The sequence below is a fragment of the Ensifer aridi genome (genome assembly GCF_002078505.1).
In the GTDB taxonomy this organism is placed as follows: Bacteria; Pseudomonadota; Alphaproteobacteria; order Rhizobiales; family Rhizobiaceae; genus Sinorhizobium; species Sinorhizobium aridi.
Genome location: NZ_LUAV01000004.1, coordinates 17,490 through 43,953, shown reverse-complemented (window position 1 = coordinate 43,953; position 26,464 = coordinate 17,490). Strand labels below are relative to the sequence as shown.

Sequence of the window (26,464 nt, the reverse complement as noted above, 5' to 3'; positions counted from 1 at the left end):
AAGACGCCCTCCCCGCTTTGAAGGGGGAGGGCAATCATCGCGTGCCAGGGACGACGTATCCTCGCTACGCCCGCGGTCTTGCGAACTGACGCCGCATCTCCTCGACGGACGCGCGGCAGAAGCATCCTTCGATGTGGTCGTTGACGAGGCCCATGGCCTGCATGAAAGCATATACGGTGGTGGGACCGACGAAGGTCCAGCCGCGCTTCTTCAGATCCTTCGATATCCTGGCCGAAGTCGCTGTCGTCGGATTGGCGATCAACGTGTCGTAATCCATCACCTTCGGACGCTCGCTTCCGTCCGGTTCGTGCGACCAGAAATAGGCGGCCAGCGAAGCGAACTCGTCACGCAGTTCCCTTGCCCGCCGGGCGTTGTTGATGGTCGAGACGATCTTGCCGCGATGGCGCACGATCCCGGGATCGGCGAGGCAACGCTCAATGTCCTCTTCTCCGAATTCGGCGACCTTATCGAAATCGAAGCCTGCGAATGCGGCGCGAAACGCCTCGCGCTTTCTCAAGATCGTCAGCCAAGACAGGCCCGATTGAAAGCCTTCCAGGCAGATCTTCTCGAACAGCCGGCGGTCGTCCGCGACCGGCCGGCCCCATTCCTCGTCGTGATAGCGGCGGTAGTCCTCGAGGTTGCTGTGCCAGGCGCAACGGGTGAGCCCGTCATCCCCGGTGATCAAGCCCTTTTCTGCCATGCTTCGCCTCTCTCCTCTGTTTCCTTTTTGTTCTCTTTACCATTTGCACACCAGATTCATAAAGCTGCGAATAACCCTACCCAAAGCTTTATTGATGCTGCCGCTTTTTATCGAAGCGCCGTTTACCTTTCGGTGGCGGGTGCGTGAGAGCATCGCGCCATTGCTGGAGTGGGGCGAGGAAAAGCGTGCGGTTTCTTTCTGCCCTCCGTTCCAACCCATTGGAATTATCCGAGCGCCGGCCGGAAGACCTCCGGCTTCGGTGCCCTCCGGAGATTTTTCGGCGTAAGGTAGCGAGTCCGTCCGATGATGAAGAAGTCCCTTTTTCTTGCCGCATCCTTCCTCTTGATCCTCTCCGGCACCGCCGGCGCGCAGGATCGTTATCAGAACCGTCCGCCGGTCATCGTCAGCCCCGATCTCACTGCCCCCTGGGTGATGCAGTTGACCGGCGAGCGCGTCCGCCCGGCCGTCTATCGCCAGCAGGTTCCGGCAGCCACCCGAAAACAGATTGCACGCCAGGCAACGCGCCAGCCGCGTCCGGCCGTCGTGCAGCCGGCATCGATCGCGCGCCGGCAAAAACTGGTGAAGTCTCAATTCGATCCGCAATTCCTGCCGCAGATGGTCGCCTACGAGACGAAAGAGAAACCCGGAACGATCGTCATCGACACCAACAACCGCTTCCTCTACCTCGTCACCGGCAATGGAGAGGCGCGGCGCTATGGCGTCGGTGTGGGCAAGCCGGGCTTCGAATGGGCGGGAGAGCACAGAATCACGCGCAAAGCCGAGTGGCCGGATTGGACCCCGCCGCAGGAGATGATCGCGCGCGAAGCGGCCAAGGGCCACTACCTACCGGCGCGCATGGACGGCGGTCCTGCGAACCCGCTTGGCGCGCGCGCCATGTATCTCGGCTCCACGCTCTATCGCATCCACGGCACTAATGCGCCTTGGACGATCGGCTATGGCGTGTCCTCGGGCTGTATCCGCATGCGCAACGAAGACGTGGTTGATCTCTACGAGAGGGTCAAGGTCGGCACCAAGGTTATCGTCATCTAACACGGAGGCGGAGGGTAGAATACTTCCTCCGCTTACTCGCTTCTTCTGTCGGCAAAGCGTGGTTTTGAAGCAACAGCCGTTCCCCTAGTTACAAGCTCCGCCGTTGTCCTTGCTCTATAGGAGATGTCGCGGGCTTGCACTTGGGATTAGATTGCATAGCTTGCCGGTAACGGGGTTCAGAGGGAATCGTAAATGAAACGTCATGCCACCAGGCTGGCCGCGCTCACCATCGCGGCCACTGCCCTTCTTGCTGCAGCAAATGCTTCGGCGTTCGCGCCCGCCGATCGCAGCGGACCGGTCATCAATTCCGACGTCGTGCTCGCCGCTTATGAAAAGCGGCCGGCGAAGAAATATTGGCGTACTAAGGTCCGTTTCCGCACGGACGAGGCACCCGGCACGATCATCGTCGATACCAACAGCAAATACCTCTATTACATCGATGGCCCGAACCGCGCGACGCGCTACGGCATCGGTGTCGGCCGCGACGGCTTCGGCTGGTCGGGCGTCGTGAAGGTGGGCCGCAAGGCCGAATGGCCGGCCTGGACGCCGCCGCCCGAGATGCGCGTGCGCGAGAGGGCGAAGGGCCGTGTCCTGCCGATCACCCAGCCGGGCGGCATCGACAATCCGCTCGGCGCGCGCGCCCTCTACCTCTACAAGGGCGGCCGCGACACGATCTTCCGCATCCATGGCACCAACCAGCCCTGGACCATCGGCCAGAACATGTCCTCGGGCTGCATCCGCATGATGAACGAGGATGTCGAACACCTCTACGACCGCGCCGGCATCGGAACGAAAGTCATCGTCATCGGCCCCGGCAGCAAGCCCGGCGACACCTATTTCGACGACCGCGGCGTGGACATCTTCCGCCAGATTTTCGGCGGCTGACCTCACCCTCCCCTCTCCCCGCGTGGGAGAGGGAGCTTTTGCGGGTGTAGCATCGTCCCTTCTCCCGCCTGCGGAAGAAGGTGCCGGCAGACGGATGAGGGCGTTCGCCCACCTACCTAAACTTCAAAGCTCCGCCGGCTTCGGCCCGCCATAGGCCCAGTCGAGCAGTTCGACGGTGTGCAGGATCGGGATCTTCGTTCCGCTGGCGATCTGCGTGATGCAGCCTATGTTACCGGTAGCGATCACATCGGGCTTGGTCGCCTCGATGTTCCTGACCTTGCGAGCCTTAAGCTTGGCCGAGATCTCCGGCTGCAGGATGTTGTAGGTGCCGGCCGAGCCGCAGCAGAGATGGCCTTCCGCCGGCTCTCGGACAGTGAAACCCGCCCGTTTCAAAAGTTGCTTCGGCGCCGTGGTGATCTTCTGCCCGTGCTGCATCGAGCAGGCGGAGTGGTAGGCGACGGTCAGGCCCCGCGCCCCCTGCTCCGGCAAGTCGAGACCGGCGAGATATTCGGTTATGTCCTTCGCGAGCGCGGAGACCTTCGCGGCCTTATCGGCATAGGCGGGGTCGAGCCGCAGCATGTGGCCGTAGTCCTTGATCGTCGTGCCGCAACCGGAGGCGGTGATGACGATCGCGTCGAGACCGTCCTCCTCCGCGGCCTTCAGCCAGATGTCGATATTGCGTCGGGCCGCTTGCAGCGCCTGTTCCTCGCGCCCCATGTGATGGACGAGAGCGCCGCAACAGCCCTCGCCCGCCGCGACGACGACCTCGACGCCTTGCCCCGTGAGCAGGCGGATGGTCGCATCGTTGATTTCCGGCCCCAGCACCGGCTGCGCGCAGCCAGTAAGCAATGCGACGCGACCACGTGGCGTGCCCCTCGCCGCATAGACCGCCGGCTTTGCCGCGCGGGATGCCGGCAAGGCGTTTGGCGCCAGATCCAACATGACGCCGAAGGTCTTGAGTAGCGGAACCCGCTTCAGCAATCCCGCAAGCGGGCGCGCAAAACCGGCCGCCCTCAGCGCTAGCCGAAAGCGTGGAGGATAGGGCAGCGTCGCGGCGATGATGGAGCGAGCAAGCCGGTCCTTGAACGGACGTCTGTAGGTCTGTTCGATATGGACGCGGGCATGGTCGACGAGATGCATGTAGTCGACGCCCGAAGGACAGGTCGTGAGGCAGGAGAGGCAGGAAAGACAGCGATCGATATGGGTGACGGTCTCGGAATCCGCCGCCCGCCCGTTTTCCAGCATGTCCTTTATCAGATAGATTCGGCCACGCGGGCTGTCGAGTTCGTCGCCGAGCACCACATAAGTCGGACAGGTCGCCGTGCAGAAGCCGCAGTGGACGCACCTGCGCAGGATCTTTTCGGATTCGGCGACATGCGGGTCGGCGAGTTGCTCAGGGGAAAAGTTGGTCTGCAACCGAATACTCCAATGCGACGCGCTTTAGGTCGTTGTTTTTGTGGATGCCGTTCAAACCGCTCACACTTTCCTCATCCACGCTAGACCCACCAGCTTTCGGGATCGCTGATTGGTTCCTCGCGGGCAACCCTTTGTAGGCCGATGACACAGCGCACGACGATCCATACCGCCGTGGCGACGAAGCCGAGCACTCCGATCAGCACCGTGGTCAGCAGCGCCGAGACGACGCCGAAGAGTAGAGCTATCCAGAAAGTGCGGATCGCCCAGGTATAGTGCGTCCTTGCCCATAGCTCGGCCTTGTCCCGGTTGAGATAGGCAAGGACAAGCCCGATGATCACGGTGATACCGACGGCAAAGCCGACAAGATAGAGCAGATAGATGATCTGGATGTTGACCTTGCCCGGTTCGAGCCAGCGATCGGTCTCACGGGAAAGCGGCGTTTGCGAACCGGGATCGGACATCGGTCTCTCCTTGGTTGGGACGGACTGCGATCGGCCCTAAATCGGCGAGGCAGCGGCACCGGATCACGATGCCGCAAGCGCTCAAGCGGCGGTCGCCATCCGCCCTGGATTGAAAATCCGCGACGGATCGAGCTGGGCGCGGACGCGCTCCGACAATTGTGCCACAGCCGGGGCCTGCGGTTCAAAGGCCGGGATGCGGCCGCGTGATGCATCGTCGGCGCGGATCAGCATGGCATGGCCGCCGCCGAGTGCGCCGACATAGCGGCGAAGGAGTTCGGCCTCGGGCTCGGCTTCCATGCGCAGCCAGACAAGGCCGCCCTGCCAGTCGTAGAAGGCATCCACGCCGGTCTGAAGGCGCAGGGCGGCTACAAGCTGATGGCCCGCCGAGGGGGCGACCGAGACGCGCCACAGGGGCCGCCTGGTGCCGTCGGCATAGGGCATCACGTCGCGAATCTCCGCCCAGAGGAGCTTGCTTTGTACGGCATCGAGTCGCGAGACTGGTCCGAAGCGCGCCAGCGCGGCCGCGAGTTTTTCGGCGCGCATGGCAATGGAGGCCTCCAAGCCCTCGAGCCGAAGCACGGTCGCCGCACCTTCGGGCAGCGACCCGCCAACAAAGCGGCCTCGCACGCTTTCCGGCAAGTGCACCGCACCCGATACTTCCACCGGCTGCGCCATCGCCTCGGCCATGACCGCGGCGGCTTCCGCATCGTTGAGGCCGGAGACCACGACGGTGGCGGTGGCCGACGGAAGCGGCAGCACCTTGAACGTGACCTCGGTCAGAATCCCGAGCGTGCCGTAGGACCCCGCCATGAGCTTGACGAGATCGAGCCCCGTAACGTTCTTCATAACCCGGCCGCCGGCCTTGATCAGCTCACCGCGACCGTTGACGAAACGAACACCGAGCAGGCTGTCGCGCGCGGCACCGGCGACATAGCGGCGGGGGCCGGAGACATTGGCAGCAAAGACGCCGCCGATCGTCGGCTCGCCCGAAGTTCCGAAGATCGGCCGATGATCCATCGGCTCGAAGGAGAGCATCTGCCCTTTCGCCTCGAGAGCCGCCTCGACCTCAGAAAGCGGCGTGCCCGCGAGCGCGCTCATCGTCATCTCCGCCGGATTGTAATTCACGATGCCGGAAAGACGCCGCGTCGAAAGTGTCCGGTCCGCCCGCACCGGGTTGCCGAGCCCTAGACGCGTCCCGCCTCCGACGATCGCAAGGGTGACGCGCTCCGAGGCGGCGGAGCGAACGATCGAGGCGATCCCCTCCTCGCTTGCCGGTTCGAAATGGACGATCATGCTGCCGGCCGCCCTTCGAGCGGAAAGACCTTCGACGGGTTCAGGAGCCACTGCGGATCGAAGGCCGCGCGCACCGCCATCTGCTGGTTAAGATCGGCCTTGCTGTATTGATGCAGCATCAGGTCGCGTTTCTCGATGCCGACGCCGTGCTCGCCGGTCAGGCAGCCGCCCGCGTCGACGCAAAGTTTCAGTATGTCATTGCCAGCGGCTTCCGCGCGGGCCGCATCCTCCGGATCGTTGATGTTGTAGAGGATCAGCGGGTGCATGTTGCCGTCGCCGGCATGGAAGACGTTCGCGACGCGCAGCCCGTAGCCCGAAACGATCTCGCCGGTCCTTTGCAAGACATAGGAAAGCTGGCTCAGCGGTACGGTCCCGTCCATGCAGATATAATCGGCGACCCGGCCCGTTGCACCGAAAGCGGATTTCCGGCCCTTCCAGATCAATGCGGCCTCGAGCGCCGACTGCGATTCCTTGATCGTGACGACGCCATGCCGGCGCGCGATCTCGATGATGCTCTCGAGCATCGCGTCCATTTCCGGCTCGGAGCCCTCCACCTCGACGATCAGCAGCGCTTCGACATCGAGCGGGTAGCCGGCGTGGGCAAAGGCCTCGCAGATCTCGATCGCCGGCTTGTCCATGAATTCGATCGCGACCGGGATGATGCCCGAGCCGATGATATCGGCGACGCAGGAACCGGCCGCCTCCGACGAGGCGAAGCCGAAGAGGACGGGCCGCGCGCCTTCGGGTTTGGCGATCAGCCTGACGGTCGCTTCCGTGACGATGCCGAGCTGGCCTTCCGAGCCGCAGACGAGGCCGAGCAGGTCGTAGCCCGGCGCGTCCAGCGCCTTGCCGCCGAGCTCGATGACCGTGCCGTCGAAGAGCACCATCTTCACGCCCAGGAGATTGTTGGTCGTCACGCCATATTTCAGGCAATGGGCGCCGCCGGAATTCATGCCGATATTGCCCCCGATGGTGCAGGCGAGCTGTGAACTCGGATCGGGCGCATAGAAGAAGCCATCGGCGGAAACCGCCTCGGAAATGTTGAGATTGGTTACCCCTGCCTGCACCGTCGCAGTACGGTTGAAGAGGTCGATGTCGAGGATGCGCGACATCTTGGAGAGGCCGACGACGATGGCGTCCTCCTGCGGTATGGCGCCACCGGAGAGCGACGTGCCGGCACCGCGCGGCACGACCGGGATGCCGTAGTGGCTGCAATATTTGAGGACCGCGGCCACCTGCTCCGTCGTTTCGGGCAGGACTACGGCGAGCGGCACGCGGCGATAGGCAAGGAATGCATCCGTCTCGAAGGGCTTCAGCCCGCGTTCCTCGCTGATGAGACAGCCTTCAGGCAACAGATCGGCAAGATCGGCGATGATTTCGCGCCGACGGTCGAGGACGGCCTGCCTGGGCTTCAGAAAGCCGATCGTCTCCGGCATGAGCTCCTCCAACCAAATGCGCCGCAGGTGGTATTTTTTGTTTACCACTGGGAAGGTGACGCGGCAAATGCTAATGATCTTTTCGCTTTTGGAAACAATGGTCAAGATTGATGACGAATCTCGGCGACCTCGAAATCTTTGCGCGTGTCGTGTCGACCGGCAGCATGTCGGCGGCGGGTCGCGCGCTCGGCTTTTCCGCGGCGGTGATCTCCAAGCGCATCAAGCGGCTCGAGGACCGGCTCGGGACAAGGCTCCTGCAACGAACCACACGGCAGATCTCGCTGACCGAAGCCGGCCAGGGTTTCTATGACCGCGTGCTCGGCATTCTCGCGGGCATCGAGGAAGCCGAGGCCTATGCCTCGGGACGCTCGTCCCAGGCCCAGGGAACGCTCCGCATCTCGGCACCCACATCCTTCGGCCGCATGCACATCGCCCCTCATCTGACCGGCTTCATGAAGGACCACCCCGACCTCAAGCTCCACATCGTGCTCAGCGACGATTTCACCGATATCGTCGCCGAAGGCTTCGACCTTGCCGTCCGCATCGGTGAACTCGGCGACTCGAGCCTCGTCGCCCGCAAGCTCGCGCCGGTGCGCCGTCTGCTCTGCGCGGCGCCGAGCTATATTGACCGATATGGCGTGCCGAAGGAGATCGGCGATCTCGCGAACCACATCTGCCTGCCGGCGCACAACAACGACAATTGGAAACTGGAAGGGCCGGACGGCAGCCTCTCCTACCGGCCGGAGGGTCCGCTCGTTACCAATTCTTCGGAAATCATCCGCGAGGCGGTGATCGCCGGCGCCGGCATCGCGCTTCGTTCCACCTGGGATGTCGGCAAGGAATTACGAGACGGGCGCCTCATCCAGGTGCTGCCGCAATGGGAGGGCGCGCGCGGGCTCACGCTCTCCGCCGTCTATCCAAGCCGCCAATTTCTGCCGGCGAAGGTGCGGCTTTTCATCGACTATATCGCCGGTCTCTACGGTCCGGTGCCCTACTGGGAGCAATAGCCGCGCGACAACGGCCGCTATTTCTGCGCACTTTCCTCGTGGCGGCGGCGAATGCGCCGGACGATGAGCCAAACGCCGACGACCGCGAACGGAACGGCGAAGCCGGTGAGCACGCCGGGATCGACCGGAATTTGGTGGCTCAGCGGCTTTGCAAGATAGCCGAAGAGCCCGACGACATAATAGGAAATCGCGGCCACCGACAATCCTTCGACGGTCTGCTGCAGGCGCAATTGCAGCTTGGCGCGACGATCCATCGAATTCAGAAGCGCGCTGTTCTGGCGTTCGAGCTCGACGTCGATCCAGCTTCTCAAGAGCGCCGTCGCGCGGGCGAGCTTGCGCGAGAGATTCTCCTGCCGCTCCTCGACCGATTGGCAGGTGCGCATCGCCGGCGCCAGCCTGCGTTCGAGAAAGGTGCCGATCGTCTCGTAACCGGGCACGGGCGTTTCGGAAAGCGTGCGAATGCGCTCCTGGACGATGCCGTAGTAGGCGCGGCTTGCGCCGAAGCGATAAAGGCTTAAGGCGGCGCCGGCCTCGAGATCGGCGGCCAGCCGCGTGATTTCGGCCAGCATCTCGTCGGCCTCCTCGCGGACATTCTCCTTCATCCGCTGCGTGACGGCGGTCAGGCCATCCTCGGTGCGGCGGATTTCCGGCGAGAGCGACTGCGCGAGCGGCAGGCCGAGCATGGCCAACGTGCGATAGGTCTCGATATCGAGCAGACGCTGCACCAGGGCGCCTGTTCCCGCCTCGGTCATGCCGCGGTCGATGACGAGGATCTGGGTAAGGCCGTCGCCGTTCTGGCGAAAGTCGGTCAAAAGTACCGCCTGGCCGTTCTTGGTTTCGCTGTAACAGAGGCTCGTCGGATCGAAGGCCTTGATTGCCTCGCGTGCCTCGGGCGAATCGGGCCGAATTTCCAGCCGAATACCGGAAATCAGCGAACCCGGCGGCGAAAAGCCGTCGCCGAAGGGATGGATCGGCACTTCGCCGCCGAAGCGCTCCGGCGCCGGCGCGTCCCAGAAATAGGTGGAGAATTCCGTGTGCCGTTCCCAGCGCAGCGTCCCCTGCCCCCAGGGCATCGCATGGTGATTGGCGTCGCGTCCGGGTGGCGCGATGCCGCGCGAGCGCGATAGCTCGGAAAGCACGGCATGATCGACGATCGCTCCGCCCTCGGTGATGAAAGCGAGCTGAAAGATGACGCGTGGCGTCGTGACCAACGCATAGGGCCGCGAATGAACTTCGCCGAGCACCTGGGCACGCAAAGGCGCCACCGGAAATGCAAAACTGCCCTTCGACATGAAGCGCTTCATCCCCCTCACGCGTTCATCATCACTTTCTTATCAACCAACCGAGCAAAAAGAACAGGACGCATTGACGCAGCTTGACTTTTGTCAGTGTGGCGGCGGCAAAGTGGACAATCAATTTGACCACTTTGCCGGGACTGCTAGATTGCCGCAAGGGAGCGGCAGGCGAGCGGAAGACCGCACATGCTTTTCCTCACCGCTCCGGGAGATATGGCCGTGACCGAAGACCAGACCGACCTCTATGCGCGCATCAGCCACAGCCGGACGGCGGACGAGGTCGTGCAGCAGATCGAGCTTCTGATCCTCGAGGGCGTGCTGCGCGACGGCGACCGGCTTCCGGGGGAGAGGGAGCTGTCGAAGCGGTTCGACGTATCACGGCCGATTCTCCGCGAGGCGCTCAAGGAACTGGAAGCGCGCGGCCTCGTCGAAAGCCGGCACGGCGGAGGGACGTTCGTCGCCGACGTCGTCGGCCAGATCTTCTCGAAGCCGCTGATCGAGCTCATCGGACGCCATCACAAGGCAACGCAGGATTATCTCGAATATCGGCGGGAACTCGAAGGGCTGACGGCGGAGCTCGCCGCAAAGCGCGCCACGGACTTCGACCGCGATATCCTGACCCGCGTCATCGAACGCATGCGCGCCGCACATGAGAGCGGCAACTTCGATGAGGAACTCGAAGCCGACGTCGAGCTGCACAATGCGATCGGGGAAAGCGCCCATAACATTATCCTGCTGCACACGCTCAGGGCCTGCTACCGCCTCCTGACGCAGGGCATCTTCTTCCACCGCAACTCGGTCTTCGGTGCGCCCGGCGCGCGCGACCAGCTTCTTGTGCAGCACGAGGCGATCTATGCGGCCATCATGGCCGGTGACCCGAAGGCGGCCAAGGCAGCCGCGCAGAGCCACATCGATTTCGTCGCGGCGGCCGCGCGCGAGGCGGAGCGTAGCGGCGACTGGGCACGCGTGGCACGGCTACGCCTGCAGCAACGCGGCCGCGCCGGATCGTAACGGCACCTCAACCGCCGCGAAACTCCGAGGTACTCCTTCTTACGGCCCTGTTGCCTCGCTGCCACCACATACCGAAAACCGCACCCCTCGCGCTCCTGCGCACAACAATGTCGCATCCTGGCAAGGGCCAGATCGACGCATTACATGTATTCCGAGCTCTATCTGAAATGGACCGCGCCTGCGTCGGAACCGCAGCGCCTTTCCAGCGGTTATTCTTTTCAAAGCAACTTCATTTGAAGGTAAGGCAAGTAAGGCATACACTTAAGGTGACTGATTGTTGCCGATTCGCCCGCATAAGGAGTATTCGCGCCTTGAACATCTTGCATCGGCTGGCCTCTGATGTGCATCTGATGCTGCGTCGCCCGGCGCGCATGCAGTATGCCGCATTGTGCTACCGTTTCCGCAAGAAGACCAACGCGCTCGAAATCCTGCTGATCACCAGCCGCGATACCGGACGCTGGGTCATCCCCAAGGGGTGGCCGATGCAGGGAAAGCGGGCGCACGAGGTCGCCGAACGCGAGGCCTACGAAGAGGCCGGAGTCAAGGGCAAGGCGCACAGGGCGACGATCGGCTCCTATGTCTACCAGAAGCGCATGGATCACGGCTTGGCGATTTCCTGCAAGGTGCAGGTGCACGCGCTCGAAGTCGAGGACTTCTGCAAGAACTTCCCGGAGAAGGGCGCGAGACGACTCGAGTGGGTCGACTACCAGGAGGCAGCGAGCCGCGTGGCCGAGCCTTCGCTGAAGGAGCTCATCCTCGGCTTCGGCGAACGGATGACTCCCACTCCGGAGCCGAAGCAGAAGACCACCAAGGACTAACGCCGATCCCGGCGCGCCCCTTGCGCGCATCGATAGGACTTCGCCCGCCGCTTGATCCTGCCCTCCTCAATTCCGCTTGAATGCGCCGGCCGCTGCCGCTACTGCGATCATCACGATGGAGAACATCCAGTGGTCAAACCGCGCCCGCGTCTGGAGAAGCTGACGATCGACAAGGACCTCGACAAGTTCAGTCTTGCCGAGGAGGCGTCGCATCATGTCATGCGCCGCCTGGCGGCGCCGGGTCTCGCAGCTCTTTTCCTGATCCTCAGCATGGGTTTCGCCGCGAGCTATTTCACCGGCGCGTCCGGCATGGCCGTCGTCATTGCTGCGGCAGCGGTCGCGGGCTACATGGCGATGAACATCGGCGCCAACGACGTGACGAACAACGTCGGCGCGGCGGTTGGTGCGAAAGCCATGTCGATGGCGACCGCGCTCTCGATCGCCGCGGTGTTCGAGATCGCCGGTGCATTGATCGCCGGGCGCCGTGTCACGCTTACCATTGAAGCTGGTATCGTCGATGGCACGCAGCTCTTGAGCGCCGAGACGCTGGTCTGGGTGATGATGTCGGCGCTGATCTCTTCGGCGATCTGGATCAATATCGCCACCTACTCGCGCGCACCGGTCTCGACCACGCACTCCATCGTCGGCGGCATCGTCGGGGCCGGCCTCGCCGCCGCGGGCTTTGCCAGCGTCAAATGGTGGTCGATCGCCGGCATCACCGCAAGCTGGTCGGTGTCTCCCCTACTCGGTGGCGCCATCGCTGCGCTCATTCTCGCCTTTCTCAAGGAATTCGTCATCTATCGAGACGACAAGATCGCCGCCGCCCGGCGCTGGATGCCGGTCGTTCTCGGGGTGACGGCGGGATCCTTCACGGCCTATGTGGCGGTCTTTGCCCTGGATCAGGTGACGTTTGTCTCACTCCCGACCGCTCTGTTGATCGGTGTATTGGCCGGCGCCGCTTGTTACGTCTTGTCGAAGCCGTGGATCCACCGCCAGTCGGAAGGTCTCGACAACCGCAACCAGTCGCTGCGCAAGCTGTTCCGCCTGCCGCTCATCTTTTCTGCAGCACTGCTCTCCTTCGCGCACGGCGCCAACGACGTATCGAACGCGATCGGTCCCTTGTCGGCGATCGTCTCCGCCGTCAACGGCGTCGTCTCGACGGCGCGATCGGACGCGCCTTTCTGGGTGCTGCTCATCGGCGCGCTCGGCATTTCGCTCGGCCTCACGCTCTACGGACCGCTGCTCATCCGCGTCGTCGGCGAGGAGATCACGCGTCTCAATCCGATGCGGGCCTTCTGCGTGGCGCTCGCGACGGCAATAACGGTGCTGCTTGCTTCGGCCCTCGGGCTGCCGATCAGCTCGACCCACACCGCGGTCGGCGCCGTCTTCGGCGTCGGCTTCTTCCGTGAATGGTATACGCGGCGCTCCAAGCGAAGACTCGAATATGTCCGCCGCAGGACCGGCCACGCCGACTTCATGGAGAAGGTCGAAACGAATTTCGCCGAGGTGCGCCGCCGCCGGCTGGTGCGCCGCTCCTATTTCCTGACGATCGTTGCAGCCTGGGTGATCACGGTTCCCGTATCGGCGCTGCTCTCCGCCGTAGTCTACTTCATCCTTTCCGGCCTTTTCCTGTAGGTGACCAAATGCGCGCCAACTTTCGCATGCAGCGACTGTTCGTCGAGAGTCCGCTTCACACGGGAGCAAGGCACGAGGCCACGAGAGAGCAGTTCAACTACCTCGTCAACGTGCTCCGCTTCGATGAGGGCTCCTCGCTCCTCGTGTTCAACGGCCGGGATGGCGAGTGGCGGGCGGAGCTTTCCATGCATTCGCGCAAACAGGCGGTCCTGACGGCGCTCGAACAGACGCGCCCGCAACCACTCCCCTCAGATCTCGTCTATCTCTTCGCGCCGCTCAAGGTGGGCCGTCTCGACTATCTCGTCCAGAAAGCGGTCGAGATGGGCGCCGGCGTGCTTCAGCCGGTGATGACGCAACACGTTCAGGGTAAGATCGCCAGCCTCGACCGCGTTCGTGCCAATGTCGTCGAGGCGGCCGAGCAATGCGGCGTTCTCGGCATCCCCGCCGTGGAAGCGCCGCGGAAGCTTGAAGATATTCTCGCGAGCTGGCCCCGCGACCGGCGCATGATCTTCTGCGACGAGGGCAATGAAAGCCAAAACCCGCTGCCTATCCTCAACGGTATCAGCGAACGCCGGCTTGCGCTCCTGATCGGTCCGGAAGGCGGCTTTTCAGAGGCCGAGCGCACGCTCCTGCGCAGTCTCGATTTCGTGACGGCGATCCCGCTCGGGCCGCGTATTCTGCGCGCCGACACGGCGGCGGTGGCGGCAATGGCGGTCATCCAGGCCTCGATCGGCGACTGGCGATAGATGGCGTTTTGTCGCAAAACCTTCGCGGAGTTTTTTTGAGGACATCTTGAAAGAAATTGACTTGCACCGCACTTGATTCCGGTTCAAGCACCCTCCATCCACTCCTGCTGATCGGCAGGAGCCGCCCAGGCAAAGAAGACGAATATGGCCCGAGATACCACCGACCAGACGCCGGTTACCTCTGTCGCTGACCTGACCGCCTATTTGGCATCAGGCTCAAAGCCGAAGGAGAAGTTTAGGATCGGCACGGAGCACGAGAAATTCGCCTTCTTCAAGGCCGACAACAGCCCCGTGCCCTATTTCGGCGAGGCCAGCATTCAGGCGCTGTTGAACGGCATGGCCGAAAGGAATGGTTGGGAGCCGATCGTCGACGAGGGCAACATCATCGGCCTTGCCGACCGCGAAGGCAACGGCGCGATCTCGCTGGAGCCCGGCGGACAATTCGAGCTTTCCGGCGCGCCGCTCGAGAACCTGCACCAGACCTGCAAGGAATCGAACCAGCACCTGGCCGTTCTTCGCGAGATCGCCGAGCCGCTCGGCATCCGCTTCCTCGGCATCGGCGGCAGTCCGAAGTGGACCTTTGAAGAGACGCCGCGCATGCCGAAGTCTCGTTACGCGATCATGACGCGCTACATGCCGAAGGTCGGCACCAAGGGCCTCGACATGATGTACCGCACCTGCACGATCCAGGTGAATCTCGACTTTTCGTCCGAGGAGGACATGCGGCGCAAGATGCAGGTGTCGATGAAGCTGCAGCCGCTTGCGACCGCCCTCTTCGCAAGTTCTCCCTTCACCGACGGCAAGCCGAACGGGCTCCTCTCCTGGCGCGGAGACATTTGGCGCGACACCGACAATCGACGCGCGGGCCTGCTACCCTCGACCTTCAAGCCGGACTTCGGTTTTGCCGATTACGCGGAATGGGCGCTCGACGTGCCGATGTATTTCGTCGTACGCGGGGGACATTATCACGACTGTACCCACGTCACGTTCCGCCAGTTCATGAATGGGGCGCTGAAAGGCGAGATCGCCGAATGGCAGCCCAATATGGGCGACTGGACCAACCACCTCTCGACGCTCTTCCCCGACGTCCGCCTGAAGCGTTTCCTCGAGATGCGCGGCGCCGACGGCGGCCCGTGGCGACGGATCTGTGCGCTTCCCGCCTTCTGGGTCGGGCTGCTCTATGACGAGGAGGCTCTGGCGGGGGCCGAGGCGTTGAGCCACGACTGGACCTATGAGGAAGTCCTTGCGCTGAGGAACGCGGTTCCCGCTCAGGCGCTTTCGGCAAAGTTCAGGACGATGTCGCTCTTCGACGTCGCGCGCGAGGTTCTCGCGATTTCGCGCGACGGCCTCAAGCGCCGCAATCGGGTCAATGGCGACGGCATCGACGAAAGCCAATTCCTAGCGCCGCTCGACGAGGTCCTGGCGAAAAGGGCGACGCTCGCCGAGGACATGCTCGCGCTCTACCACGGCCGCTGGAACGAATCGGTCGAGCCGGTATTCGCCGAATACCAGTACTGAGCGAGGTTGGAATCGGTACCCGATTCCGCTCCGGCGGGCATTCCATAAAAAGCGGTTTCCAGTCCCTTGATTCCCGTTATAGTGCAATGACATGCGTCGTTCGCCGGGAAGGAAACGCCAATGGCACCGCTTTTTGACATGTTCGCACAGGCGCAGAACGGCCAGGCCCTTGAACTGATGGCGAAGCAATTCGGGCTCGCGCAGGAGCAGATGGCGAAGGCCGCGGCGGCGCTGATGCCGGCCTTTTCCACCGCCTTCAAGCGCAACACCACCAATCCCTATGATTTCGGCGCGCTGCTCACGGCACTCTCGACCGGCAATTACGCCAAATATTTCGAGGACATGAGACAAGCCTTTACGCCTCAAGGCGTTGCCGACGGCAACGATATCCTCGGCCAGCTTTTCGGCTCGAAGGAGATGTCGCGAGCGATCGCGGCGCAGGCGGCGCAGATGACAGGAATCGGTCAGGAGATCTACAAGCAGATGCTGCCGGTGATGGCGAGCACGCTCATGGGCGGCCTCTTCAAGCAGACCACGGGCCAGATGAGCGATGCCCTCGCCAACAATCCGATCATGGTGCTGATGCAGCAGTGGATGGAGGCGACGGGCCTCGCGAAAAAACCGACGCCTCCGCCGAACCCCTTCGACAACCCCTTCACCCAGGCGATGCAGGGTTTCTTCGGCATGGGCAAGGCGGAGGAGAAGCCGAAGGCGCCCGACTTTTTCGCCGACAATCCGTTCTTCAAGGCGTTCCAGGAGATGATGAGCAACAGCTCAGGCACCCCTGATAAGACGCCGGCAGAAAACCCGGCCTTCACTCAGTTCTCGCAGGCGATGAACAAGATGTTCGACACCGGGCTGGAAATGCAGAAGGAATATCAGAAGAACATCGACGCCCTCTTCGAAAGCTACAGAAAAAGTTCTGGCGGCAAGGGTTAGACTTCACGCAGCGCTGTTTTGCCCCTCACCCCAGCTCTCCCCCGCAGGCGGGCGGGCTTGAGCGAGCGTCGCGAGTCCCTTCTCCCCGCCTGCGGGGAGAAGGTGCCGGCAGGCAGATGAGGGCACATTCAGCACAACGTTTACCGGGCACCACGCATAAAAAAAAGCCCGGTACATGTCTTGGCATGTACCGGGCAAGCAGCAGGGTCTATTGGCTCATACCCTGCGGGGAACTGTTCGGCGCAACTTACACACCGTAACTGGAACTTTGCGGCATGATCTGCGCAACGGCGGCAACCTCGCGCAGGATCATGCCGCAAATGGCGCATCCGAGGCGGCGGGATGCGCCATGGGGATAATCAATCGTGGCGAACACCCCTATAGAAGAGGTTCACCCGGTTTCGCGAGGCCCGCGTCAGGTAGCTTCCCGGATTGTCGAAGAAGGACGAGGTCAGGGCCTCCTGCAGATCTTCGCGTTTCAACCCCATGTCGAGGAGCTGACGGTCGTCGAGATCGTGCAGGCGAGCGATTTGGCAGCGGTTTCGGTACAGGCGCCAGACAGCCGTCAGCACGCCGACTACGCCTGCCGTGCGGGAGGCAAGCGACGGCTTGCCAGCGACGAGGTCTAGACCGAGGGCGTGTGGGGTCGTGCGCATGACGGAACTCCTTTTTTCTCAGGCACGAAGAGACCTGTCCCCTGCGGGGAGGTCTACGCAGGGGCAGGCGGAAACGATTTGGCAGATCGGCTGGGAAGGCGCCGAGGGATCGATGTAATTTGCGACTTATCAATCGCAAATCCTTATTGATCAGTCCAACGAATGTTTTTAATGATATTCATCAAACAATCTTATGGGTATTCCGGCCATGTCCGCACCGCTCGATATCGATCAGTTGCAAACTTTCGTCGCCATTGCAGACACCGGCAGCTTCACCAAGGCCGCCGACCGCGTTTTCAAGACGCAATCCGCCGTTTCGATGCAGATGCGCCGCCTGGAAGAGCGCATCGGCAAAGCGCTTTTCATGAAGGACGGCCGAGGTAACCGGCTGACCGTCGAGGGCGACAGGCTCCTGAATTTCGCCCGCCGGATGATCCGCCTCAATAACGAGGCGATTGCGTCCTTCGACGACAACCGGCTCGAGGGCACGCTTCGGATCGGCACGCCGGACGACTATGCCGATCGCTACATGCCCGAAATCATCGTGCGTTTCGCCAAGACGCATCCGAACGTCGAGCTCTACATCGTCTGCGAGCCTTCGGCCGATCTCGCCGAGAAGATGGCCAAGGGCGATCTCGACATTGCGCTGGTAACCCACAATCCGCGGGCGCGCGCCTCGGACGTCGTGCGCACCGAGCCGCTCTGCTGGGTGAGTTCGATCAACCATCCGCTCCCCGAAAACGCGCCGATCCCGCTTGCCGTCGGACGCCGTGACTGTCTGTGGCGGCAGGCGGCCTGCGCCGCGCTCGATGCGACCGGCAGGGAATACCAGATATTGTTCACGAGCTGGTCGTCGACGGTCGTCGCCGCGGCGGTACTGGCCGGCATGGCCGTGTCGGTGCTGCCGGAATCGGCGCTGCGCCCCGGCATGAAGGTTCTCACTCTGGCGGACGGATTTCCGGCGCTCGCACCGGTGCAGATCGGTATCATGAAGCGCCCCGGCCTCTCGCCGTCGCTGTCGAACGCCATCACCAACCATATCACGGCCTGCCTCGACAACATCACGCCGATCGCCGTCAACGACGATCTCGACAATGATATCAAGGGCTTCCCGCGTTATCCGCGCCTCAGGCAGAGCCACATGCTGCCCGGCTGGTGACGACTTAGCAGCCGAACGAAGAGGCACGCCTCGGCCGAGGCACCGATTTTCGCTGCACTCCGATCGGTGTCACGCGAGCTTCGCCATCAGGAACTCGACCGTACGCTGCCAGGCGAGGTCGGCCGCCTCCTTGTTGTAGCGAGCCGCCGACGTGTCGTTATTGAAAGCGTGATTGGCGCCCTCGTAGACGTGGATCGTGAAGTCCTTGCCGCTCTCCGTCAGCGCCTTCCGATAATCTTCAATGCCGGCATTGATGCGCTCGTCCAGCCCTGCGTAGTGCAGAAGCAACGCCGCCCTGATCTTCGGCACGTCCTCGGCCTTCGGCTGGGAGCCGTAATAGGCGACGCCGGCCTTCAGGTCCGGCGAGTTCACGGCAAGCCGGTTGACGAGACCACCGCCCCAGCAGAAGCCGATGGCGCCGACATTGCCTGTGCTTTCCGCGTGTCCGTTCAGGTACGTGACGGTTGCGACCGCATTCTCGCTCGTCTCGGCCTGATCGAGTGCGCTGATCATCTCGCGTGCCTTGTCCTCGTCGCTCGGAGTACCGCCATCGGGCGAGAGGAAATCGGGAGCAAGTGCCACGAAGCCTTCAAGCGCCACGCGACGCGCAACGTCCCTGATGTGCGAATTGAGACCGCGATTCTCATGGATGACGATCACGGCCGGAAGCTTGCCGGTCGCGTTGGCCGGCCGAACCAGGTACCCCTTCATGTCGCCGTCGGCACCGGGATAGGTGATGTCCTCTCCCTTGATCCGCTCGTCGGTCGCCGCAACGATTTCGGCCTTGGCGCTGTTGGCGGCCAGCATCGGCGCGATTGCCGCGGCAGCGGCAGCTGAACCGGCAAGCGCCGTCAGCCTTTCCATGAAGCGGCGGCGATCGAGGGTCAAATGGGTATATTCGTCATACGCATCGATCATCGCCTGGGTGATCACAGGCTTGTCCATGACGGCCTCCTTCGGCTGTTTCCTGGAGCGGGATGCGCTCACACGCGTTCGCGCGCCCGCTCTATCCCTTTGTATTTGCCGCATTTGTGCGATGTCAGGTGATTCCACCTGGCTGCAAATGCTCTGGGCCTGGTTTCGGCGGCCGATGAACGAAAAACCGCCCGCCGACAAGATAAGCCAGCGGGCGGTCACAGACTTACAAAGACTTACAAAACTGCGTGACCGGCCATGCGGTAGGAAGGGCGCTGTAGCGCTTTGAACCCTGACCGGCGTACCGAAGGAGATATTTCAGGCAGCGCCCGGGTAGTTCGGGCTCTCGCGGGTGATCGTCACGTCATGCGCGTGGCTCTCGCGAAGGCCGGCGCCGGAGATGCGGACAAAAGTGGCGCGCTCCTGATAGTCCTTGATCGTCGCGCCGCCAACGTAGCCCATCGACGCCTTGAGGCCGCCGGCGAGCTGATGCAGGACGCCGGACACCGGCCCCTTATAGGGAACCTGGCCCTCGATGCCTTCCGGCACGAGCTTCAGCGTGTCGCGGACTTCCGCCTGGAAATAACGGTCGGCCGAACCGCGCGCCATCGCGCCGACGGAGCCCATGCCGCGATAGGCCTTGAAGGAGCGGCCCTGATAGAGGAAGACCTCGCCCGGGCTCTCGTCGGTGCCGGCAAGCAGCGAGCCGATCATCACGGCGGAAGCGCCGGCGGCGATCGCCTTCGCAAGGTCGCCGGAATATTTGATGCCGCCGTCGGCGATAATCGGAATGCCCGCCGCCTGCGCAGCCTCGACGGCCGCCATGATCGCCGCGAGCTGCGGCACGCCGACACCGGCGACGATGCGCGTCGTGCAGATGGAACCGGGACCGATGCCGACCTTGACCGCATCCGCACCCGCATCGATCAGCGCCTTGGTACCGTCCGCCGTCGCGACGTTGCCGGCCATGATCCGTACGGAATTCGTAAGCTTCTTTATCCGGCGGACCGCATCCAGCACGCGCTGCGAATGGCCATGGGCGGTGTCGACGACGATCAGGTCGACGCCAGCGTCGATCAGCCGCTCGGCGCGTTCGTAGCCGTCGTCACCGACGCTGACGGCGGCGGCGGCGCGAAGGCGCCCCTGAGCGTCCTTGGAGGCGTTGGGGTTAAGCTGCGACTTCTCGATGTCCTTCACCGTGATCAGGCCGACGCAGCGGCCCTCCGGGTCGACCACCAGCAGCTTCTCGATCCGATGCTTGTGCAGCAGACGCTTGGCTTCCTGCTGATCGACGTTTTCCTTGACGGTAACCAGGTTTTCCCGGGTCATCAGCTCATAGATCTTCTGCGACGGATCGGAAGCGAAGCGAACGTCTCGATTGGTGAGGATGCCGACGAGACGGCCTTGGGTCTGCCCGCCGACACCACCGTTTTCGACGACGGGAATGCCGGAAATGCCATGCGCTTTCATCAGGCTCAACGCGTCTGCAAGCGTCGCATCCGGGCCGATCGTCACCGGATTGACGACCATGCCGCTTTCGAACTTCTTGACCTGACGAACCTCTTCCGCCTGCTCGACGGGCGTCAGATTGCGGTGGATGACGCCGATGCCGCCGGCCTGGGCCATGGCGATCGCCAGCCGTGCCTCGGTGACCGTGTCCATGGCGGATGAAAGGATCGGCAGATTGAGATCGATATCCTGCGCGATGCGCGTCGCGATGTTCGTCTGGCCCGGCATGACCTCGGAATGTCCCGGCTGAAGCAGGACGTCGTCGAAGGTCAAAGCCTCCAGACCGGTTGCCGTTTCGATGATACGCGCCATGGCCAGTTCCTCTTCAATAAACGAAAATCCCCGGGGACGATCAGCAACTTGTCCACCGGGCGACTTCAAAGCTTGTCTTGGAAGTTGGCGAGGGCTCGTAACACGGATATGTCAGAATGAAAATAGGCTACTGCATGTTTCTTGAATCGTAGCCGATTCAAGAAACATGCAGCAACTCAAAGTGCTGCAGCGACCTTGGCGCGTCTGAAGACGCGCGGCGCTGTAGGCCCGGAAATCTCCCGGGCCGTGCTAAAATGTTGTTGCAGAGCAACAAAGGACTTTCAGATGTCGAATTGGTAGGTCGCCGGCACGAAACGGTAGCCCTGATCCTGCCGCTCGACGAAACCAACAGCGGGGAACGGCATGTGATAGCCGACGAAGGGCAGCCGATCCGTCGCGATCATGTCGAAGACCTTCTTTCTGGTCGCGCTCGCCGCTGACTTGTCCATGTCGAAGCGGACCTCCCAATCCGGCCGCTGCAGCGACAGGACATAGTGGTTGGCCGTGTCCGCCGTGAGGATGAGCGCCTGCCCATCCGAATCGAGCCGGTAGATCATGTGCCCCGGGGAGTGCCCGAAAGCGGCAACGGCCGTGATGCCAGGCACGACCTCGGCACCGTCGGCGATGAAAGTCGTCTTCTCGGCCAGCGGCACGACTTTCTGAAGCACCGCCTTGTGTCCGTTTTCGGCAGGCGTCCCGACGCGGGCAGGGTCCTTCCAGAAATCGAATTCGACCTTCCCCGTCACATAGCGTGCATTGGCAAAGGCCGGCTTGCCAGCCTCCATCAGGCCGCCGATGTGATCGCCATGCATATGGGTGATCACGACCACCGAAACCTGCTCGGGCGTGTAGCCGGCGGCCCGGATACCGTGAGCGAGCTTGCCCGTTCCCGCGTCCCGGCCACCCTCACCGAGCCCTGTATCAAACAGCACGACGTCCGATCCGGTATCGACCAGAACCGGGGAAAAGCCATTGATGAACCCGGCGGTCGGCAGGAAATTCTGCTCGAGCAGCGCGGTGACCGCGTCTGCTGGCTGATTGGTACCGTAGGTCTCGTGCGGATTGTCCGAGGCGCGCGTGCCGTCGCTGATCACCGTCACTTTGAAGCTTCCGAGCTTCAACGTCTTGAAATCCGCACCGTTGGCCATGACGTCTTTGTCCGCACTCTCCTGAGCATTCACAAGACCCGCCAGCAGGCTCGGCGCCGCCAAAGCGCCCGCCCCTGCTGCGAACAAGGTTCGCCGCTTTAATGAAAATGCCGTCACGATTCCCTCCTGCTGATTTGGCGCTGCCCGCGCGCCAGACATGACAGGCGAGAAGTAGCGCCTTGACAGAAAAGGACAGCCCGGATCACACGCTTTTGATCTGCAATCTCCGGTTTGGCCCTTACAAAGCCATCGGAAGCCTTTACCCGCGCGACCGCTACAGCCCCAAGGCCTTTTCATGAATCGCATCGTGCCAATGATCCTCGCCGTCGCTCTGTTTATGGAGCAGATGGATTCGACGGTCATTTCGACCTCGTTGCCGGCGATCGCGCGCGATATCGGCGTCGGGCCGATCACGCTGAAGCTGGCGCTGACTTCCTACATGGTGGCGCTCGCGATCTTCATCCCGTTGAGTGGCTGGATGGCGGACCGCTTCGGCGCCAAGCGCATCTTTCGCGCCGCGATGCTGGTTTTCATCGCCGGGTCGGTATTCTGCGCTGTCGCCGATAGCCTCCTCGCCTTCGTTCTTTCACGCTTCCTGCAGGGGATGGGCGGCGCCATGATGACGCCGGTCGCGCGCCTCGTTCTCGTCCGCAGCGCGCCACGTAGCGAGCTGGTCTCGGCCATGGCGCTGCTCACCATCCCGGCGCTGGTCGGTCCGCTTGCCGGCCCGCCGCTCGGCGGCTTCATCACCACCTATTTTTCCTGGCATTGGATTTTCCTGATCAACGTGCCGGCCGGCATTGCGGGCTATGTGCTTTCCGGCATTTACCTCCCGGAGATGGAGCGGCGAAGCCCGCCGCCGCTCGATATCTTCGGCTTTCTGCTCGGGGGTATCGCCGCCGCCGGCGTCGTCTTCGGTCTCTCCGTCATCAGCCTGCCGGCGCTGCCGCCGGCGATCGGCATCGCCTCCGTTTCCGCCGGAATCGCCGCGTCGCTGCTCTACATCTTCCACGCGCGCCGGCATCCGGCCCCGGTGCTCGATCTTCGGCTGTTTCGCGACGGCGCCTTCCGCGCTGCTTCGATCGGCGGCACGATCTTCCGGATTTCCGTCGGTGCCGTGCCTTTCCTGATGCCGCTGATGCTGCAAGTCGGATTCGGCCTTAGCGCGTTCCAGTCTGGCCTCATCACCTTCATCGGCGCGGTCGGCGCCATCACCACCAAGTTCCTCGCCCGCCGTGTGCTCGCCTTCGCCGGATTCCGCACGACGCTGATCATTGCGGCCGTGATCGCCGGCGTCATGACCTTCGCCAACGGCTTCTTCACGCCGGCGACGCCCTATCTGGTGATGATCACGATCCTGCTGATCGCCGGCTTCGCCCGCTCCTTCTTCTTCACCAGCGTCAACGCGCTTTCCTTCGCCGATATCGAAGATGCCGATGCCAGCAAGGCGACGTCGATGAGCGCCGTCCTGCAGCAGATCAGCCTTGCTTTGGGAGTGGCGGTCGCAGGCGCGATCCTCGAAATCGAGACCGCGATCAGCGGCGGTCCGCTCAGCCTCGAGGATTTCCAGGTCGCCTTCATGATCATCGCCGCCGCCAACCTGCTCGCGGCGATCCCCTTCTTGACCATGGCGAAGAATGCCGGCGCTTCCGTTTCCGGCCACCGCTTGCCGATGCGGGAGGCGGAGACGACGACGGCCGGAAAATAAACGGAGTTATTCCGGCCGCTCGCAGACGGCGGAGAGCTTGTTACCGTCCGGATCGCGGACATAGGCCGCGTAAAAATTCGGGTGGAACGGCCGAAGCCCCGGCGCGCCCTCATCCGTACCGCCATTGGCGAGGGCGGCGGCATAGAACGCATCGACCGCCGCGCGGCTACCCGCTTCGAGCGCCACCATCGAGCCGTTGCCGATCGTTGCAGCCTCGCGGTTGAACGGGGTGACGACCCACAGGCGGGAGCGGAAGTCACCCTCCGCGCCGTAGCCGATCTCGACCTCGTCCTCCTTGCGGCGTTTGAGGCCGAGCGTCGCGAGCGTCCTGTCGTAGAACGCGCCGGCCCGTTCGAGGTCGTTGGAGCCGAGGGTCACATAAAGCAGCATCGGCCTACTCCGCTCGATCTTCCGCGGGCTCTCCGGTCTCGGACGGTTGCCTGCCTTTGAAGCCCTTGGCGAGCAGGAACATCTCCACCGATTCGGCACGGGAAGAGGCCGGCTTCACGTGCACGACCTGACGGAAATTCTGCTTCAGCATGTTGAGCAGATCGCGCTCGGTGCCGCCCTGAAAGGTCTTTGCCAGGAAATGTCCGCCCTCGGCGAGCACGTCGACGGCGAAATGCGCCGCCACTTCGCAGAGATGCATTGTGCGCAAGTGGTCGGTTTGCCGATGGCCAGTCGTCGGCGCCGCCATATCCGACATGACGATGTCCGGAGCTCCGCCGATCGCCTGCTTGAGCTTTTCCGGCGCCTCCGGATCGAGGAAATCCAGTTGCAGAATATTGACGCCCGGGATCGGATCCATTTCCAGAAAATCAATGGCCGCGACACGCGGATCGGCGTCAGTCGAATTCGTGACCTTGGCCGCGATCTGCGACCAGCTTCCGGGTGCGGCACCCAGATCGATGATCCGCTTGGCGCCGGAAAGAATCTTGTGCTTCTCATCGATCTCCAGAAGCTTGAAGGCCGCCCGGGCGCGATAGCCCTCGAGCTGCGCCCGCTGCACGTACGGATCGTTGATGTGGCGCTCGAGCCAACGGCGCGACGAAGCCTTGAGCTTGCCTTTCTTCACCTTCTGACCGAGCTTGCGGCCGCTACGGTTGCCGCCGATCGGGGATTTCGTCATGCGTTGTTTCCTTCGTGGGACTTCAGCCGCTCCTCGCCGGCCGGCGGAGGACCGAAGCTGCGCTGGTGGCGGCGCGGCCGCGCCCGGCGCCAGGCCCCATCGTCTGCCATCATGTCGGTCAAGAGCCCCTCGCGTAGACCACGATCGGCGACCCGCATGCGCGTCGAAGGCCACCGGCGACGGATCGCTTCGAGGATTGCGCAGCCCGCCAGTACCAGATCGGCCCGGTCCGGCCCTATGCAGGGATTGGCGGCGCGCGCGGCGAAATCCCAGGAGAGGAGCCGCGCCTGCATCGCCGAAACCTCGTCGTCGGAGAGCCATAGCCCATCCACACGGCGGCGATCATAGCGCGGCAGGTCGAGGTGGACGCCGGCGAGCGTCGTCACGGTTCCCGACGTGCCGATCAGATGGAAGCCGCTGTCGGTGCCGCTGGCCAGCGCATCCACCGAGGGGCTGTCGAAGGCGGCGAGCATGTCCTCGACCTCACGCACCATCGTCTCGAAGCTTTGAGGCGTCACGTGCTCGCCGCCATGGCGCTCCGAAAGCGTGACGACGCCGACCGGTAGCGAGGTCCAATGGGTAATGTGATTGGCAAGCCGGCTCGAACGGTTCTCGCCAATGCGAATGACGGCGATCTCGGACGAGCCGCCGCCGATATCGAAGAGCACGACGGACTTGGTCTCACGATCGACGAGCGAGGAGCAGCCGGAAACCGCGAGCCGCGCCTCGGTCTCGCGATTGATGATTTCGAGTTCGAGGCCGGTCTCCTCGGCGACGCGCTTCAGGAAGGTCTCGCCATTGGCGGCCGACCGCGCGGCCTCCGTCGCTATCAGCCGGCGGCGGCGGATCGAGCGGGTGTTGAGCTTGCCGGCGCAGATCTTCAACGCTTCGACCGAGCGCTCCATCGCATCGTCGGAGAGCCGCCCGCTCGCGCCGAGCCCCTCGCCCAGCCTGACGATGCGGGAGAACGCATCGACGACGCGGAACTGACCCGGGCGGGTCGGCTGCGCGACCAGGAGGCGACAATTGTTGGTGCCGAGATCGAGCGCCGCGTAAAGCGGCGTCGGCGGCTCGCTCGGCGCCACATAGGGAGCACCCATCTTTTCGGAACGCGGCTGCTGTGGAGATTGCGGCGGAGCGGTTTCGGCACCACGTGGACGCTGTGATTCGCCGGGCCGCTGCGTTGCAGGTGCCTTACCGGCCGACGCCAACGGCCGCCCCTGAAGCCCGCGCCGATGACGCGCCTTCCTGCTGCGCTTATGACCTTTCTTGTCGGCAACCGTCGCATCGAGAAGCGGCGCCTCTCCGCCGGAAGCGGCGGCCGCGGGCTGGTTCTGCGGTTTTGCTGATTTCGAGCGCCGGCGCCGTTTGCGCTTGCGCGCCGGCTCCGCCTCGTCCAGTGCTGCGGGACGCCCTGCTTCTCCGGTCTCGCCGGATCGGCTGGCAATTGCAGGCGGCGAACCGGAGGGCTTGCGCCGCCTCCGCTTGCCCTTGCCGCCGCGCGACGCATGCTTGCGCGCCTCGCCACGACCTGCTGCCGACGCCCCGGATTCATACGGCACCTCGCCGTGTTCGGGGTCTTTCACGTGTCTCAACCATGGCGCCGCGCGAAGCCTTGCGGCCGCTCAAGGCGCTCTCTCGATTTTGCGTTGGCGCGACTGTACCAGCGCCGCCCTTTTTCGCCAAACCTTTTTTGAGGCTGAGACAGGGCTCGTGAG

Annotated in this window: 24 protein-coding genes; 11 read left to right on the top strand and 13 right to left on the bottom strand. The window is 63.2% G+C overall.

Features of this window, described 5'->3' with window-relative positions; all coding sequences use genetic code 11:
- Window positions 1–64: 64 nt before the first annotated feature.
- Window positions 65–700, bottom strand: coding sequence for a DNA-3-methyladenine glycosylase I (locus AYK65_RS03865; RefSeq protein WP_026613034.1), 636 nt, complete (start codon window positions 698–700; stop codon window positions 65–67).
- Window positions 701–1,003: 303 nt separating this feature from the next.
- Between AYK65_RS03865 and AYK65_RS03860 the strand changes: the two genes are divergently transcribed.
- Both AYK65_RS03860 and AYK65_RS03855 read left to right on the top strand, forming a co-directional pair.
- A complete protein-coding gene (locus AYK65_RS03860) occupies window positions 1,004–1,750 on the top strand; it encodes a L,D-transpeptidase (RefSeq protein ID WP_081157943.1) in 747 nt (248 codons plus the stop codon).
- A gap of 192 nt (window positions 1,751–1,942) precedes the next feature.
- Window positions 1,943–2,635, top strand: coding sequence for a L,D-transpeptidase (locus tag AYK65_RS03855; RefSeq protein WP_026613036.1), 693 nt, complete (start codon window positions 1,943–1,945; stop codon window positions 2,633–2,635).
- A 123-nt stretch (window positions 2,636–2,758) separates the two neighbouring features.
- Here the strand turns inward: AYK65_RS03855 and glcF are convergent, their stop codons facing one another.
- The 4 genes from glcF to AYK65_RS03835 form a co-directional block, all read right to left on the bottom strand.
- On the bottom strand, window positions 2,759–4,051 hold the full coding sequence (gene glcF, locus AYK65_RS03850) for a glycolate oxidase subunit GlcF (protein ID WP_046118508.1): 1,293 nt from the start codon (window positions 4,049–4,051) through the stop codon (window positions 2,759–2,761).
- 80 nt (window positions 4,052–4,131) lie between these two features.
- Window positions 4,132–4,512 (bottom strand): DUF4870 family protein, encoded by a 381-nt coding sequence (locus tag AYK65_RS03845; RefSeq protein ID WP_026613038.1) that lies wholly within the window; start codon window positions 4,510–4,512, stop codon window positions 4,132–4,134.
- 81 nt (window positions 4,513–4,593) lie between these two features.
- Window positions 4,594–5,805: a glycolate oxidase subunit GlcE gene (glcE, locus tag AYK65_RS03840; RefSeq protein ID WP_046118509.1), complete on the bottom strand. Its 1,212-nt coding sequence runs from the start codon at window positions 5,803–5,805 to the stop codon at window positions 4,594–4,596.
- On the bottom strand, window positions 5,802–7,241 hold the full coding sequence (locus AYK65_RS03835) for an FAD-linked oxidase C-terminal domain-containing protein (protein WP_046118510.1): 1,440 nt from the start codon (window positions 7,239–7,241) through the stop codon (window positions 5,802–5,804). The genes glcE and AYK65_RS03835 overlap by 4 nt, the downstream gene beginning before the upstream one ends.
- A 110-nt stretch (window positions 7,242–7,351) precedes the next feature.
- Here AYK65_RS03835 and AYK65_RS03830 point away from each other — a divergent pair, with 110 nt between their 5' ends.
- Window positions 7,352–8,248 carry a LysR family transcriptional regulator gene (locus AYK65_RS03830; RefSeq protein WP_026613041.1) on the top strand — a complete coding sequence of 299 codons (897 nt, stop codon included), beginning with the start codon at window positions 7,352–7,354 and terminating at the stop codon, window positions 8,246–8,248.
- 17 nt (window positions 8,249–8,265) lie between these two features.
- Here the strand turns inward: AYK65_RS03830 and AYK65_RS03825 are convergent, their stop codons facing one another.
- Entirely contained in the window at window positions 8,266–9,540 is a 1,275-nt protein-coding gene (locus AYK65_RS03825; protein ID WP_026613042.1) for a DUF3422 family protein, read from the bottom strand.
- A 222-nt stretch (window positions 9,541–9,762) separates the two neighbouring features.
- Between AYK65_RS03825 and AYK65_RS03820 the strand changes: the two genes are divergently transcribed.
- The 6 genes from AYK65_RS03820 to AYK65_RS03795 all read left to right on the top strand — a co-directional run bounded on the left by AYK65_RS03820 (window position 9,763) and on the right by AYK65_RS03795 (window position 16,210).
- Window positions 9,763–10,554 (top strand): FadR/GntR family transcriptional regulator, encoded by a 792-nt coding sequence (locus AYK65_RS03820; protein WP_205625818.1) that lies wholly within the window; start codon window positions 9,763–9,765, stop codon window positions 10,552–10,554.
- A 311-nt stretch (window positions 10,555–10,865) separates the two neighbouring features.
- Entirely contained in the window at window positions 10,866–11,372 is a 507-nt protein-coding gene (locus tag AYK65_RS03815) for an NUDIX hydrolase (protein WP_046118511.1), read from the top strand.
- A 129-nt stretch (window positions 11,373–11,501) separates the two neighbouring features.
- Entirely contained in the window at window positions 11,502–13,007 is a 1,506-nt protein-coding gene (locus AYK65_RS03810) for an inorganic phosphate transporter (protein WP_046118512.1), read from the top strand.
- 8 nt (window positions 13,008–13,015) lie between these two features.
- On the top strand, window positions 13,016–13,753 hold the full coding sequence (locus AYK65_RS03805; RefSeq protein ID WP_046118513.1) for a 16S rRNA (uracil(1498)-N(3))-methyltransferase: 738 nt from the start codon (window positions 13,016–13,018) through the stop codon (window positions 13,751–13,753).
- 144 nt (window positions 13,754–13,897) lie between these two features.
- Window positions 13,898–15,271 (top strand): glutamate--cysteine ligase, encoded by a 1,374-nt coding sequence (locus AYK65_RS03800; protein ID WP_046118514.1) that lies wholly within the window; start codon window positions 13,898–13,900, stop codon window positions 15,269–15,271.
- A gap of 120 nt (window positions 15,272–15,391) precedes the next feature.
- Window positions 15,392–16,210, top strand: coding sequence for a DUF937 domain-containing protein (locus AYK65_RS03795; protein ID WP_026613048.1), 819 nt, complete (start codon window positions 15,392–15,394; stop codon window positions 16,208–16,210).
- Window positions 16,211–16,569: 359 nt separating this feature from the next.
- Here the strand turns inward: AYK65_RS03795 and AYK65_RS03790 are convergent, their stop codons facing one another.
- Window positions 16,570–16,866 (bottom strand): DUF1127 domain-containing protein, encoded by a 297-nt coding sequence (locus tag AYK65_RS03790; protein WP_026613049.1) that lies wholly within the window; start codon window positions 16,864–16,866, stop codon window positions 16,570–16,572.
- Between the two features lie 208 nt (window positions 16,867–17,074).
- On the opposite strand from AYK65_RS03790, the gene AYK65_RS03785 reads away from it, so the two are divergent.
- A complete protein-coding gene (locus tag AYK65_RS03785) occupies window positions 17,075–18,025 on the top strand; it encodes a LysR substrate-binding domain-containing protein (protein ID WP_026613050.1) in 951 nt (316 codons plus the stop codon).
- A gap of 69 nt (window positions 18,026–18,094) precedes the next feature.
- Here the strand turns inward: AYK65_RS03785 and AYK65_RS03780 are convergent, their stop codons facing one another.
- From AYK65_RS03780 to AYK65_RS03770, 3 genes are all read right to left on the bottom strand, one after another.
- Window positions 18,095–18,970, bottom strand: coding sequence for a dienelactone hydrolase family protein (locus AYK65_RS03780; protein ID WP_046118515.1), 876 nt, complete (start codon window positions 18,968–18,970; stop codon window positions 18,095–18,097).
- Window positions 18,971–19,258: 288 nt separating this feature from the next.
- Window positions 19,259–20,761, bottom strand: a complete 1,503-nt coding sequence (guaB, locus tag AYK65_RS03775) for an IMP dehydrogenase (protein ID WP_081157942.1) — start codon at window positions 20,759–20,761, stop codon at window positions 19,259–19,261.
- Between the two features lie 281 nt (window positions 20,762–21,042).
- A complete protein-coding gene (locus AYK65_RS03770) occupies window positions 21,043–22,068 on the bottom strand; it encodes an MBL fold metallo-hydrolase (protein ID WP_046118517.1) in 1,026 nt (341 codons plus the stop codon).
- A gap of 136 nt (window positions 22,069–22,204) precedes the next feature.
- On the opposite strand from AYK65_RS03770, the gene AYK65_RS03765 reads away from it, so the two are divergent.
- Window positions 22,205–23,617, top strand: a complete 1,413-nt coding sequence (locus tag AYK65_RS03765; protein WP_046118518.1) for a DHA2 family efflux MFS transporter permease subunit — start codon at window positions 22,205–22,207, stop codon at window positions 23,615–23,617.
- Between the two features lie 6 nt (window positions 23,618–23,623).
- On the opposite strand, the gene AYK65_RS03760 is transcribed toward AYK65_RS03765, so the two are convergent.
- Genes AYK65_RS03760 through AYK65_RS03750 form a run of 3 tightly spaced genes read right to left on the bottom strand, consistent with a single transcriptional unit; the run spans window position 23,624 to window position 26,332 of the window.
- Window positions 23,624–24,007 (bottom strand): VOC family protein, encoded by a 384-nt coding sequence (locus AYK65_RS03760; RefSeq protein WP_026613055.1) that lies wholly within the window; start codon window positions 24,005–24,007, stop codon window positions 23,624–23,626.
- A gap of 4 nt (window positions 24,008–24,011) precedes the next feature.
- Window positions 24,012–24,746, bottom strand: a complete 735-nt coding sequence (locus tag AYK65_RS03755) for an RlmE family RNA methyltransferase (RefSeq protein WP_026613056.1) — start codon at window positions 24,744–24,746, stop codon at window positions 24,012–24,014.
- On the bottom strand, window positions 24,743–26,332 hold the full coding sequence (locus tag AYK65_RS03750; RefSeq protein WP_026613057.1) for a Ppx/GppA phosphatase family protein: 1,590 nt from the start codon (window positions 26,330–26,332) through the stop codon (window positions 24,743–24,745). Before AYK65_RS03750 ends, AYK65_RS03755 begins: the two co-directional genes overlap by 4 nt.
- Window positions 26,333–26,464: the final 132 nt, after the last annotated feature.

What these genes read in the sequence shown, in the direction of transcription:
- AYK65_RS03755 (WP_026613056.1), bottom strand. Translation starts at nt 24,746, where the DNA reads ATGACGAAATCCCCGATCGGCGGCAACCGTAGCGGCCGCAAGCTCGGT.
- AYK65_RS03760 (WP_026613055.1), bottom strand. Translation starts at nt 24,007, where the DNA reads ATGCTGCTTTATGTGACCCTCGGCTCCAACGACCTCGAACGGGCCGGC.
- AYK65_RS03790 (WP_026613049.1), bottom strand. Translation starts at nt 16,866, where the DNA reads ATGCGCACGACCCCACACGCCCTCGGTCTAGACCTCGTCGCTGGCAAG.
- AYK65_RS03795 (WP_026613048.1), top strand. Translation starts at nt 15,392, where the DNA reads ATGGCACCGCTTTTTGACATGTTCGCACAGGCGCAGAACGGCCAGGCC.
- AYK65_RS03770 (WP_046118517.1), bottom strand. Translation starts at nt 22,068, where the DNA reads ATGTCTGGCGCGCGGGCAGCGCCAAATCAGCAGGAGGGAATCGTGACG.
- AYK65_RS03845 (WP_026613038.1), bottom strand. Translation starts at nt 4,512, where the DNA reads ATGTCCGATCCCGGTTCGCAAACGCCGCTTTCCCGTGAGACCGATCGC.
- guaB (WP_081157942.1), bottom strand. Translation starts at nt 20,761, where the DNA reads ATGGCGCGTATCATCGAAACGGCAACCGGTCTGGAGGCTTTGACCTTC.
- AYK65_RS03785 (WP_026613050.1), top strand. Translation starts at nt 17,075, where the DNA reads ATGTCCGCACCGCTCGATATCGATCAGTTGCAAACTTTCGTCGCCATT.
- AYK65_RS03805 (WP_046118513.1), top strand. Translation starts at nt 13,016, where the DNA reads ATGCGCGCCAACTTTCGCATGCAGCGACTGTTCGTCGAGAGTCCGCTT.
- AYK65_RS03855 (WP_026613036.1), top strand. Translation starts at nt 1,943, where the DNA reads ATGAAACGTCATGCCACCAGGCTGGCCGCGCTCACCATCGCGGCCACT.
- AYK65_RS03865 (WP_026613034.1), bottom strand. Translation starts at nt 700, where the DNA reads ATGGCAGAAAAGGGCTTGATCACCGGGGATGACGGGCTCACCCGTTGC.
- AYK65_RS03765 (WP_046118518.1), top strand. Translation starts at nt 22,205, where the DNA reads ATGAATCGCATCGTGCCAATGATCCTCGCCGTCGCTCTGTTTATGGAG.
- AYK65_RS03830 (WP_026613041.1), top strand. Translation starts at nt 7,352, where the DNA reads ATGACGAATCTCGGCGACCTCGAAATCTTTGCGCGTGTCGTGTCGACC.
- AYK65_RS03800 (WP_046118514.1), top strand. Translation starts at nt 13,898, where the DNA reads ATGGCCCGAGATACCACCGACCAGACGCCGGTTACCTCTGTCGCTGAC.
- AYK65_RS03780 (WP_046118515.1), bottom strand. Translation starts at nt 18,970, where the DNA reads ATGGACAAGCCTGTGATCACCCAGGCGATGATCGATGCGTATGACGAA.
- AYK65_RS03825 (WP_026613042.1), bottom strand. Translation starts at nt 9,540, where the DNA reads ATGTCGAAGGGCAGTTTTGCATTTCCGGTGGCGCCTTTGCGTGCCCAG.
- AYK65_RS03860 (WP_081157943.1), top strand. Translation starts at nt 1,004, where the DNA reads ATGATGAAGAAGTCCCTTTTTCTTGCCGCATCCTTCCTCTTGATCCTC.
- AYK65_RS03835 (WP_046118510.1), bottom strand. Translation starts at nt 7,241, where the DNA reads ATGCCGGAGACGATCGGCTTTCTGAAGCCCAGGCAGGCCGTCCTCGAC.
- glcE (WP_046118509.1), bottom strand. Translation starts at nt 5,805, where the DNA reads ATGATCGTCCATTTCGAACCGGCAAGCGAGGAGGGGATCGCCTCGATC.